Source organism: Amycolatopsis kentuckyensis, assembly GCF_002155975.1.
In the GTDB taxonomy this organism is placed as follows: domain Bacteria; phylum Actinomycetota; class Actinomycetes; order Mycobacteriales; family Pseudonocardiaceae; genus Amycolatopsis; species Amycolatopsis kentuckyensis.
Window position 1 is genome coordinate 1 of the sequence record NZ_MUMI01000410.1, and the last position, 13,215, is coordinate 13,215.

The following is a 13,215-nucleotide window of genomic DNA, read 5'->3' on the forward strand; positions in this document are numbered from 1 at the left end:
TGCTCGGCCACCGCGGCGCCGACGCGATCGGCAGCACCCGGCCGTTCCGCGACCTCGGGTTCGACTCCGTGACCGCGGTCGAGGTGCGCAACCGGTTGCGCCAGGTCACCGGCCTGCGGCTGGCCGCCACCGCCGTCTTCGACCACCCGACCCCGGTCGCGCTGGCCCGGTTCCTCGCGGCCGGCATCGCCCCCGGCGGCACACCCGCGGACTCGGCCTTCGGCGCGCTCGACCGGCTGGAGGCGTCGCTGACGGACCTCGAGGCCGACGAGAACGTCCGGATGCGCGTCGAGATGCGGCTGAAGTCCCTGCTGAACCAGTGGAGCGGGGACCGCGCGGCCCCGCGGCAGGCGCAGCTCGCGGACGCCTCGGCGGCCGAGGTCTTCGCGTTCATCGACCACGAGCTCGGGGTTTCCCCGCCTCCGGCGCTGTGACGCCGACCGAGTGACCCCCTGACTTGGACGAACGGATGAGGTTGGCGATGGCAGAGCAGGACAAGCTCCTCGAGTACCTCAAGCGCGTGACCGCCGACCTGCACCAGACCCGGCAGCGGCTGCAGGCGGCCGAGGCCGCGGAGCAGGAGCCGATCGCCATCATCTCCCTCGCCTGCCGGTACCCGGGCGGCGTCGACTCGCCCGAGGACCTGTGGGACCTCGTCGCGGGCGGCACCGACGCGATGACGGGCTTCCCGGAGGACCGCGGCTGGGACGTCGAGCGCATGTACGGCGCCGAAGGCACCCGCGCGGTCGAGGGCGGCTTCGTCCACGACGCGGCCTTCTTCGACCCCGGCCTGTTCGGCATCTCGCCGCGCGAGGCCCTGGCCATGGACCCGCAGCAGCGGCTGCTCCTGGAGACGTCCTGGGAGCTCCTCGAACGCGCCCGGCTCGACCCGTTTTCGTTGCGCGGCAGCCGGACCGGCGTGTTCATCGGCGCCAACGCGTCCGGCTACAGCAGCACCCTGCAGGCCGCGACGGGCTCCGAGGGGTACCTGCTCACCGGCGAGGCACCCAGCGTCATGTCGGGGCGGCTGTCCTACACCTTCGGGCTGGAGGGGCCGTCGGTCACCGTCGACACGGCCTGCTCGTCGTCGCTGGTCGCGCTGCACTGGGCCTGCCAGGCGCTGCGGCAGGACGAATGCGGCCTCGCGCTGGCGGGCGGCGTCACGGTGATGGTGAGTCCGCTGGCGTTCGCGGAGTTCAGCCGCCAGCGCGGGCTGGCCTCGGACGGCCGGTGCAAGTCCTTCGCCGACGCGGCCGACGGCACCGGCTGGGGCGAAGGTGCCGGCCTGGTGCTGCTGGAGAAGCTGTCCGACGCCCAGCGCAACGGGCACCGGGTCCTCGGCGTGATCCGCGGCTCCGCGGTCAACTCCGACGGCGCGTCGAACGGCCTGACCGCCCCGAACGGCCCGTCGCAGCAACGCGTGATCCGTACCGCTCTGTCGAACGCCGGTCTGTCCACTTCGGATGTGGACGCGGTCGAGGCGCACGGCACCGGGACCGCACTGGGTGATCCGATCGAGGCCCAGGCGCTCCTGGCGACGTACGGCCAGGACCGGCCCGCCGACCGGCCGCTGTGGCTGGGGGCGCTGAAGTCGAACATCGGGCACACGCAGTCGGCGTCCGGGATCGCGGGCGTCATCAAGATGGTGCTGGCGCTGCGGCACGAGGTGCTGCCACGCACCCTGCACGTCGACGCGCCGTCGTCCGAAGTGGACTGGTCGGCGGGCGCGGTCTCGCTGCTGACCTCGTCGCAGCCGTGGCCGCGCCGGGAAACGCCGCGCCGGGCCGGGGTGTCGGCATTCGGCGTGAGCGGGACGAACGTGCACGTCATCGTCGAGGAGGCGCCTCCGGCCGCCGTCGATCCGGCCGCTCCTGCCACCGGCGGGCTGCTGCCCTGGGTGATCTCCGGGGCGAGCGATGCGGCCCTGCGCGCGCAAGCCCGGCGGTTGCTGGACGCGGAGCCCGATCCGGTCGACGGCGGCTACTCCCTGGCTGTGACGCGGGCGCGGCTGCCTCGGCGCGCCGTGGTGCTCGGTTCTGATCGGGACTCGCTGCGAGCCGGGCTTTCGCGCCTCGAGGACGCTGTCGTCGGTACTGCCGATCCGGATGCGTTGCTGGCGGTGTTGTTCACCGGCCAGGGGGCGCAGCGGGTCGGGATGGGCCGCGAGCTGTACGAGCGTTTTCCGGTGTATGCCTCGGCTTTCGACGAGGTTTGTGCGCACTTCGATCCGTCGTTGCGTGCGGCTTTCGATGATGCCGAGTTGTTGGATCGGACGGAGTTCACTCAGCCGGCGTTGTTCGCTCTCGAGGTCGCCCTGTTCCGCCTGGTTGAGGCTTTCGGTGTCCGTCCGGATTTTGTGGCGGGGCATTCGATCGGGGAGATTTCGGCGGCGCACGTTGCCGGGGTGCTGTCCCTGTCTGATGCCTGCACGCTGGTGGCGGCGCGGGCGTCGCTGATGCAGGCGCTGCCCGAAGGCGGCGCGATGGTCTCGATCGCCGCGCCGGAGTCGGCGATCGTCCTGACCGAGGGTGTCTCGATCGCGGCGGTGAACGGCCCGGAATCGGTGGTGATCTCCGGCGAGGAGTCCGCGGTTCTCGCCATCGCGGCCCAGTTCCCGAAGACCAAGCGGCTGTCGGTGAGTCACGCGTTCCATTCGCCGTTGATGGACCCGATGCTGGCGGACTTCCGTGCGGTGGCGGAGTCGTTGACGTATCACCCGGCGCGGATACCGGTGCTCTCGAATGTGAGCGGTGCTCTCGCTTCGGCGTTCACGGCGGATTACTGGGTGCGGCACGTGCGGGAGACGGTCCGGTTCGCCGACGGCGTGTCCACTTTGGAGGCTGCCGGGGTCGGGGTCTTCCTGGAGCTGGGCCCTGACGGGGTGCTAAGCGCGATGGTCGGCGGCACGGCGATCCCGGCGTTGCGGCGAGACCGCTCTGAAGAGAGAGCACTGCTCACAGCGTTGAGCACTGCTCACGTGCACGGTATGGACGTCGACTGGACGCCGTTCTTCCCCGGCGGCCGCCGGGTCGACCTGCCTTCGTATGCGTTCCAGCGCGAGCGGTTCTGGCCGCGCGGCGGCGTTGCGCACGGTGACGCGGGCTCGCTGGGCCTGGGCGCACTGGACCACCCGCTGCTGGGAGCGGCGGTCAGCCTGGCCGGGCACGACGGCGTCGTCTTCACCGGGCGGCTGTCCGTGGAGACTCAGCCGTGGCTCGCCGGGCACGCGTTGGGCGGGACGGTCCTGGTCCCGGGGACGGCGCTGCTGGAGCTGGCCGTCCGGGCCGGGGACCAGGTCGGCTGCGATGTGGTCGACGAGCTGACCCTGGAGGCCCCGCTCGTCCTGCCGGCGCGCGGCGGGGTGGCGGTCCAGGTCTTCGTCGGACCGCCGGACGGCACCGGCCGCCGCGAGCTGACCCTGTATTCCCGCCCGGACGACGGCGCCGCGCCGGGACAGGACACGTGGACCCGCCACGCGAGCGGCCTCCTCACCGCCGGCGCTCAGCAGGCTGTGGAGCTGACGGAGTGGCCCCCGCCCGGAGCGGACCGCATCCCCACGGACGGCCTCTACGACCAGCTGGAGACCCTCGGCTTCACGTACGGCCCGGCTTTCCACGGGCTGGGTGCGGTGTGGCGCCGAGGCGAGGAGACATTCGCGGAGGTGAAGCTCCCGGAGGAGTACCACCCGGAAGCATCGGCCTTCGGCTTGCACCCGGCGTTGCTGGACGCGGCCCTGCACCCGCTGGGCCTCGCCGCCCCGAGCGCAACGACCACCACCGCAACGACCACCACCGCTACGACCATGACCGCCGCGGTCGGCCCGGCAAGCTCCGGCGGCATGCCGTTCTCCTGGAGCGGCGTCACCCTGCACGCGGCCGGCGCCACCGCCCTCCGCGTCCGGCTGGCGCCGGCCGGGGACAACGCCGTCTCCGTCGCCGTCTGCGACCAGGCCGGTGACCCGGTCGCCTCGATCGAATCCCTGACCCTGCGCCCCATCTCGCCCACCGCCGCCCCCGTGCAGAACGGGTCGCTGTTCCGCCTCGACCGAACCCCCATCGCCGCCGGGCCGCGGGCCGAAGCCGTCGTCCTCGGCAGCAGTGACTTCGGGCTGCCCGGAGTGTCCGATATGGACACCGGCGCCGAGCTCGTCTTCGCCCTCATCGCCGCCGGCGACATCCACGAGGCCACCCGCGAAGCCCTCACCCTCGTCCGGACCTGGCTCGCCGCCGAACGGCCCGGCCGCCTCGTCGTCGTCACCCGCCACGCCGACACCGATCCCGCCGCGGCCGCCGCCCGGGGCCTGGTCCGGTCCGCCCAGACCGAGCACCCCGGCCGGTTCCAGCTGCTCGACCTCGACGACTCCGCGTGGCCCGACCTCGCCACCCTGCCCGCCGAACCGCAGGTCGACGTCCGCGACGGCGGCTTCACCGCGCCACGGCTCGCCCGCGCCCACAGCGGTGCCCTGACCATCCCGGGCGAACCTTGGCGGCTCACCAGCACCGGCGGCACCCTCGACGGCCTCACCCTCGGGCCACAGCCGGAAACCGAGCTCGCCGAGGGCGAAGTCCGGGTCGCCGTCCGGGCCGCCGGGATCAACTTCCGGGACGTCCTCATCGCGCTCGGCATGTACCCCGACCCCGCCGCCGTCCTCGGTTCCGAAGCCGCCGGGGTGGTCACCGAAGTCGCGCCCGACGTCACCGGGTTCGCCGTCGGGGACCGGGTGTTCGGCCTGTTCACCGGGGCGTTCGGCCCCCACGCCGTGACCGATGCCCGGCTGCTCGTCCCGGTACCGGACGGCTGGACCTTCGCCCAGGCCGCGTCCGTGCCCGTCGCCTTCGTCACCGCCTACTACGCCCTCTTCGACCTAGGCCACCTCGAAGCCGGCCAGTCCGTGCTCGTCCACGCGGCCGCCGGCGGTGTCGGGATGGCCGCCGTCCAGCTCGCCCGCGGCGCGCACGCCGAAGTGTTCGCCACGGCCGGTCCGGCCAAACAGGACGCCGTCCGCGCTCTCGGCGTCACCCACATCGCGTCGTCGCGGGATCTCGAGTTCGCGAATCGGTTCAACGAAATCGATGTCGTCCTCAACTCGCTGACCGGCCCCTTCATCGACGCCTCGCTCGGCCTTCTCAAGCCCGGCGGCCGGTTCCTCGAAATGGGCAAGACCGACCTGCGCGACCCCGCGGGCGTCACCTACCTGCCGTTCGACCTCGGCGACCCCGGGCCGGACCGCATTCAGGAAATCCTCCGGACCCTCCTGACGCTGTTCGCCGACGGCAAGCTGCGCCCCCTGCCCACCAAGGTCTGGGACGTCGTCCGCGCGCCCGACGCCTTCCGCTTCATGAGCCAGGCCAAGCACGTCGGCAAGAACGTCCTCACCGTCCCCGCCGCGCCGGATCCCGCGGGCACCGTCCTCATCACCGGCGGCACCGGCACCCTCGGCGGCATCCTGGCCCGCCACCTCGTGACCACCCACGGCGTCAGGAACCTCCTGCTGGTCAGCCGCCGCGGCCCCGACGCCCCGGGCGCGGCCGGACTGGTCGCCGAACTTGCGGCCCTGGGCGCCGACGTGCGCGTCGAGAGCTGCGACGTCGCCGACCGGGCGGAGCTCGCGGCGCTGCTCGGCCCGGTGAACCTGACCGGCGTCGTCCACACCGCGGGCGTGCTCGACGACGGCGTCGTCGAGTCGCTGACGCCCGAGCGGATCGACGCCGTCCTCGGCCCGAAGGCCGACGCCGCGCTGAACCTGCACGAGCTGACCCGTGATCGCGACCTGGCGTGGTTCGCGCTGTACTCCTCGCTCGCCGGGGTGGCCGGGGCCGCGGGCCAGGCCAACTACGCCGCCGCCAACGCCGCTCTCGACGCGCTCGCCGCCCGCCGCCGCGCCGACGGCCTGCCCGGCGTCTCCCTCGCCTGGGGCCAGTGGGCCGAGGCGAGCGGCATGACCGCCGCCCTCGACGACGAGGACCTGTCGCGGATCGCGCGGTCCGGCATCGGCGCCCTCGGCACCGCGGAAGCCCTCGCGCTGTTCGACGCCGCCCAGGTCGCCGGCGCCGCGTGCGTGGTCCCGGTCCGCGTCGACCTCACCGCGCTGCGCGCCCAGGCCGAACACCTGCCCGCCCTGTGGCACGGCCTGGTCCGCGTGCGCACGCGCCGCGCGGCCGGGCTGCCTTCCGGCACCGACGGCCTCGCCGCGAAACTGGCCGGGCTCGGCGCCGACGACGTCCGCCGGTTCCTGCTCGACCTCGTCCGCACGCACGTGGCGGCGGTCCTCGGCCACGACGGCGCCGACGCCGTCGAGCCCGCCAAGGCGTTCAAGGACCTGGGCTTCGACTCCCTGACCGCCGTCGAGCTGCGCAACCGCCTCACCGCGGTGACCGGCCTGCGCCTGCCCGCCACGGTCATCTTCGACCACCCCAGCCCCCAGGCCCTCACCGCGCTGCTGCAGGCGGAGCTGGCCGGCGACGCGGGGCCCGCGACGACGACGGCGATCACCACCGTCACCGACGGCGACCCGATCGCCATCGTCGCGATGAGCTGCCGCTACCCGGGCGAGGTGACGTCACCGGAGGACCTGTGGCGCCTGGTCGAAACCGGCCGCGACGCCCTCACCGCGCTGCCCGCCGACCGCGGCTGGGACCTCGCGGCCCTGGACGCCGCCGAGGGCGGGTTCGTCCACGACGCCGGCGGCTTCGACGCCGAGTTCTTCGGCATCTCCCCGCACGAAGCCCTCGCGATGGACCCGCAGCAGCGGCTGCTGCTGGAGATCTCCTGGGAAGCACTGGAACGCGCCGGGATCGACCCGCGGTCGCTGCGGGGCAGCAGCACTGGCGTCTTCGTCGGCGCCGCGCACCAGGCGTACGGCAGCGGCGTCGCCGAGGTGGCGGCCGGTGTCGAAGGCCACCTGCTGACCGGCAACGCGACCAGCGTCGTCTCGGGCCGCGTCTCCTACACGTTCGGTTTCGAAGGACCCGCCGTCTCGATCGACACGGCCTGCTCGTCGTCGCTGGTCGCCCTGCACTGGGCGGTCCAGGCCCTGCGGCGCGGCGAGTGCGACCTCGCCCTGGCCGGTGGTGTCGCCGTGATGGCCCAGCCGGGCATGTTCGTGGAGTTCGACCGGCAGGGCGGGCTCGCGTCCGACGGCCGCTGCAAGGCGTTCGCGGAGGCCGCGGACGGTACCGGCTGGGGCGAAGGCGCCGGCCTGGTGCTGCTGGAGCGCCTGTCCGACGCCCGGCGTCACGGGCACGAAGTCCTGGCGCTCGTCCGCGGTTCGGCGGTCAACTCCGACGGCGCGTCGAACGGCCTGACCGCCCCGAACGGGCCCTCACAGCAGCGGGTCATCCGCGCCGCACTGGCCGGCGCGGGCCTCGCTCCGTCCGAAGTGGACGCCGTCGAGGCGCACGGCACCGGCACGAAACTGGGCGATCCGATCGAGGCGCAGGCCCTGCTGGCCACCTACGGCCAGGACCGTCCGACGCCGCTGTGGCTCGGCTCGCTCAAGTCCAACATCGGCCACACGCAGGCCGCCGCGGGCATCGCCGGGGTCATCAAGGTGGTGATGGCGTTGCGGCACGGCGTCCTGCCCCGGACCCTGCACGTCGACGCGCCGTCGTCGCGCGTCGACTGGGAGTCCGGCGCGATCGAGCTGCTCACCGACGCCCACCGCTGGCCCGAAACCGGCCGTCCGCGCCGGGCCGGCGTTTCGTCGTTCGGCATCTCCGGAACCAACGCGCACACGATCATCGAGCAGGCCCCCGCGGCGCCGCCGTCGTCGAAGCGCCCGGAAGAGCCCGGAACCGTCGCGTGGCTGCTGTCCGCCCGCGACGCCGACGCGCTCGCCGCCCAGGCCGAACGCCTTCGCACGCACGTTGAGGCCCACCCGTCGCTGTCCCCGGTCGACATCGGGTTCTCGCTGCTGAACTCCCGGGCCGCCCTCGAACACCGGGCGGTCGTGGTCGGCGACTCCCGGGAGGAACTCGTTGCCGCGCTGGAGAATCTGCCGGTCATGGGGGTCGCTCGGCCGGGTCGGCGGCTGGCGGTGTTGTTCACCGGCCAGGGGGCGCAGCGGGTCGGGATGGGTCTGGGTCTGTACGAGCGGTTCCCGGTGTATGCGGCCGCGTTCGATGCGGTGCTGGCGCATTTTGATCCGTCGTTGCGTGCGGCTTTTGATGATGCCGAGTTGTTGGATCGGACGGAGTTCACTCAGCCGGCGTTGTTCGCTCTCGAGGTCGCCCTGTTCCGCCTGGTTGAGTCTTTCGGTGTCCGCCCGGATTTCGTGGCGGGGCATTCGATCGGGGAGATTTCGGCCGCGCACGTTGCCGGGGTGCTGTCCCTGTCTGATGCCTGCACGCTGGTGGCGGCGCGGGCGTCGCTGATGCAGGCGTTGCCGCCGGGTGGGGCGATGGTGTCGATTGCCGCGCCGGAGTCGGCCATCACCTTGACCGAGGGTGTCTCGATCGCGGCGGTGAACGGCCCGGAATCGGTGGTGATCTCCGGCGAGGAGTCCGCGGTTCTCGCCATCGCGGCTCAGTTCCCGAAAACCAAGCGCCTCTCGGTGAGCCACGCGTTCCATTCGCCGTTGATGGACCCGATGCTGGCCGACTTCCGTGCGGTGGCGGAAACCCTCACCTACCACCCGGCCGAGATACCGGTGCTCTCGAATGTGAGCGGTGCTCTCGCTGCGGCGTTCACGGCGGATTACTGGGTGCGGCACGTGCGGGAGACGGTCCGCTTCGCCGACGGAGTGGCGACGTTGCGAAGCGCCGGCGCGGACGTGTTCCTGGAGCTGGGCCCTGACGGGGTGCTCAGCGCGATGGTCGGCGGCACCGCGATCCCGGCGTTGCGGCGAGACCGCTCTGAAGAGAGAGCACTGCTCTCGGCGTTGAGCACTGCTCACGTCCACGGTGTGGACGTCGACTGGACCCCGTTCTTCCCCGGCGGCCGCCGGGTCGACCTGCCCACTTACGCCTTCCGGCACCGCAACTACTGGCTCGCCGCGGAACCCGGCGCGGCGCCGGGCGGCGACTCCGGCTTCTGGGACGTGGTGCGCAGCGGCAAGCTGGCCGCCGAGCTCGAGCTGGACGAGGGGGTCGCCGAGGCGGTCACCCCGGCGCTGTCGGCCTGGTACCGGCGACGGCACCAGCAGTCCACTGTGGATTCCTGGCGCTACGGCATCGCTTGGCGCCCGATCTCGCCGGACGCCGCCGCGCTCACCGGGCACTGGCTGCTGGTCGTGCCGGAAGCAGGCGAGACCGGGGTCGTGGCCGGCGTCGCGCAGGCGGTCATCGAACGCGGGGCCCGGCTCACCCCGGTCCGCATCGACCCGCTGCTGCCGCGCGCGGAGTTCGCCGAGCGCCTCCGCGAGGCCCTGGACGGGTCCGAAGTGGACGGAGTGCTGTCCCTGCTGTCCCTGGCCGACGGCGGCCGAGGAGTGGCGGCGGGCACGGCCACCCTGCTCCAGGCCCTCGACGACCTCGGGACGAGCGGACGGCTGTGGTGCCTCACCCGCGGCGCGGTCGCGGCGGTCCGCGCCGACCGAGTCGAGGCACCGGTCCAGGCCCAGGTCTGGGGCCTCGGCCGCACGGCGGCGATGGAGTACCCCCAGCACTGGGGCGGCTTGATCGACCTGCCGGCCGACCTGGACGACCGCACCCGCACCCGCCTCGCGGCGGTGCTCACCGGCACCGAAGACGAGGTGGCGCTCCGCCCATCCGGCATCTTCGCCCGCCGGCTCGAACGCCGCTCCGGAACCCCCGGCCGGGGAACCATCCCGGTCACGGGTGCTCAGCGGGAGGAACGCCGCTCCGGGGAGGGCGAGGCTGGGCAGCCCCGGGGAGCCGCGTTGGCCACGGGCGCCGAACGCCGGTCTGCGGCGGGCGAGGCCGGGCAGCCCCAACCAACCTCGCCGGCCACCGGCGCCGAACGCCGCTCCGGGGAGGGCGAGGCCGGGCAGCCCCGGCCAACCTCGCCGGACACCGGCGCCCAACGCCGCTCCGTGACGTCCGGCGAGGCCTGGCAGCCCCGGGGCACCGTGCTGATCACCGGCGGCACGGGCGCCCTCGGCGCGCAGGTTGCCCGGCGGCTGGCCGCCGGCGGTGCCGGACGGCTGGTCCTGCTCAGCCGTCGCGGGCCCGCCGCTCCGGGGGCCGCCGACCTTCAACGCGAACTTGCCGCCCTCGGCTGTGATGTCTCGGTTGTCGCCTGTGATGCCGGTGATCGGGAGGCGCTGGCCGCGGTTCTTCCCGATGATCTCCGTGCCGTGGTGCACGCGGCCGGGGTTCTTGACGACGGCGTCATCGATTCGCTCACGCCGGAGCGCTTCGACGCCGTCCTGCGGGCGAAGGTGACCGCCGCCGAGAACCTGTCCGCGCTCACCGCCGATCTCGATGCCTTCGTCCTGTTCTCGTCGGTGGCCGGCGCGTTCGGCGCCGCCGGGCAGGCGAGCTACGCCGCCGCCAACGCGCACCTCGATGCCCTCGCCCAGCAGCGGCACGCCGCCGGGCTGCCCGCCGTCTCGATTGCGTGGGGTCCGTGGGCCGGTGACGGGATGGCCGCCGGCGATGCCGAAGCGCGGCGACGGCTGCGAGCCTCCGGTGTCGGCGCGCTGGAGCCCGGGCTCGCTCTCGACGCCCTCGTGCGCGAAGCCGCCGCCGACGCGCCGCTGGCCGTGGTGGCCGATCTCGACTGGGACGTCTACCTTCCCGCGCTGCGGGCCGTCCGGCCGCGGCCGCTGTTCGACGGGTTCGGCGAGTCGGTCGAAACCCCGGAAGCCGCCGAGCCGGCGGGGCTGCTCGCCGGGCTGTCCGAAGTGGACGCCGCCCGGACGGTGCTCGACCTGACCCGCACGCACGTCGCGGCCGTGCTCGGCTACCCCGACGCCGCCGCGGTCGACGCCGAACGCGCCTTCTCCGACAGCGGGTTCACCTCCCTGACCGCTGTCGAACTGCGCAACCGCCTCGACGCGGCGACCGGGCTGAGCCTGCCCGCGACGTGCGTGTTCGACCACCCGACGCCGGTCGCGCTGGCCCGGCACCTGCACCGCGAGCTGCTCGGCCGCCTGCCGGAACCGGCCGGAACGGACGCGGCGCCGGTCCGGGAAGACGAGCCGATCGCGCTCGTCGCCATGGGCTGCCGGTTCCCGGGCTCGGTCGCCACGCCGGAGGATCTCTGGCGGCTCGTCGCCGACGGCGTCGACGCCATGACCGGCCTGCCCGAGGACCGCGGCTGGGACCTCGGCGCGCTCTACGACCCCGACCCGGGCAAGAGCGGCCACAGCTACGTCCGCGACGGCGGATTCCTCGACGGCGCAGCGGAGTTCGACGCGGCCTTCTTCGGCATCTCGCCCCGCGAAGCCCTCGCGATGGACCCGCAGCAGCGCCTGCTGCTCGAGATCACCTGGGAGGTCTTCGAGCGCGCCGGGATCGACCCGCACACGGTGCGCGGCAGCCGCACCGGCGTGTTCGCCGGCACCAACGGCCAGGACTACGCGGGGCTGCTCGGCTCAGCGGGCGAAGAGGTCGGTGGCTTCATCGGCACCGGCAACGCCGCCGCCGTCGTGTCCGGCCGGCTGGCCTACGCGTTCGGCCTCGAAGGCCCGGCGCTGACCGTCGACACGGCGTGCTCGTCGTCGCTGGTCGCGATCCACCTCGCCGCGCAGGCGCTGCGCCGGGGCGAGTGCGACCTCGCGCTCGCCGGCGGCGCGACCGTGATGTCCACCCCGGCGACCTTCGTCGAGTTCAGCCGGCAGCGAGGCCTGGCTTCCGACGGCCGGTGCAAGGCGTTCGCCGACGCGGCGGACGGCACGGGCTGGGGCGAGGGCGCCGGGCTCGTGCTGCTGGAACGGCTGTCGGACGCCCGCCGGAACGGCCACCGGGTCCTCGCCGTCGTCCGCGGCTCGGCCGTGAACTCCGACGGCGCCTCCAACGGCCTGACCGCGCCGAACGGTCCTTCGCAGCAGCGGGTCATCCGCGCCGCGCTGGCCGCCGCCGGTCTGTCCACTTCGGACGTCGACGCCGTCGAAGCGCACGGCACCGGCACGAAGCTGGGCGATCCGATCGAGGCGCAGGCCCTGCTGGCCACCTACGGCCAGGACCGGGAAACGCCGCTGTGGCTGGGATCGGTGAAGTCCAACATCGGCCACACGCAGGCCGCCGCGGGCATCGCCGGGGTCATCAAGATGGTCATGGCCATGCAGCACGGCGTCCTCCCGCGGACCCTGCACGTCGACGCCCCTTCGTCCCGGGTGGACTGGTCCGCGGGGGCCGTGGAACTGCTCACCGAGCCGCGCGAGTGGACGTCCGACCGGCCGCGGCGGGCGGGCGTGTCGGCGTTCGGCGTCAGCGGCACCAACGCCCACGTGGTCCTCGAAGCGGGCGAGCCCGAGCCGGCGTCCACGGTGCCGCCGGGACTCACCCTCTGGCCGCTGTCGGCAAAGGACGAGCAGGCCCTGCACGAGCAGGCCCGGCGCCTGCGCGCCGCGGTCGGCGAGGACGCTCCGGCGGTCGAGGTCGGCCGCACCCTGGCGACCGGTCGCGCGGCCCTGGAGCACCGGGCCGTCGTCCTCGGGGACCGCGACCAGCTCCGGGCGGGGCTGGCGGACCTGGACAACGCCGTGCGCGGGACGCCCGTCCCCGGCGGTCGCCTGGCCGTGCTGTTCACCGGCCAGGGCGCCCAGCGCGCCGGGATGGGCCGCGAGCTCTACGACCGCTTCCCCGTCTTCGCCGACGCTTTCGACGCCGTGTGCGCCGAGTTCGACGGCCTGCTCGACGCGTCCCTGCGCGAGATCGTCTTCGACGGCGGCGACCGGCTCGACCGGACCGGCTACACGCAGCCCGCGCTGTTCGCCGTCGAGGTCGCCCTGCACCGGCTCGTCACGGCGTGGGGCGTGCGCCCGGACTTCGTCGCCGGGCACTCGATCGGCGAACTGGTCGCCGCCCACGTCGCCGGGGTCCTGACCCTGCCCGACGCCTGCACGCTGGTCGCTGCCCGCGCGTCGCTGATGCAGGCGCTGCCCGAAGGCGGCGCGATGGTCTCGATCGCCGCACCGGAGTCGGCCATCACCCTGACCGAGGGGGTCTCGATCGCGGCGGTGAACGGTCCCGAGTCGGTCGTGATCTCCGGCGAGGAGGCCGCGGTGCTGGCGATCGCGGCGAAGTTCCCGAAGACCAAGCGGCTCAAGGTGAGCCACGCGTTCCACTCGCCGCTGATGGATCCGATGCT

2 protein-coding genes are annotated in these 13,215 nt (G+C 73.7%); both read left to right on the forward strand.

What is annotated here, in order from left to right; all coding sequences use genetic code 11:
- Positions 1 to 434: acyl carrier protein (locus tag CCN39_RS33920; RefSeq protein WP_143264256.1), on the forward strand; the 434-nt coding region annotated here is incomplete at its 5' end.
- Positions 435 to 520: 86 nt separating this feature from the next.
- Positions 521 to 13,215 (forward strand): SDR family NAD(P)-dependent oxidoreductase (locus CCN39_RS33925; RefSeq protein ID WP_434781143.1); only part of this gene is annotated, 12,695 nt, incomplete at its 3' end.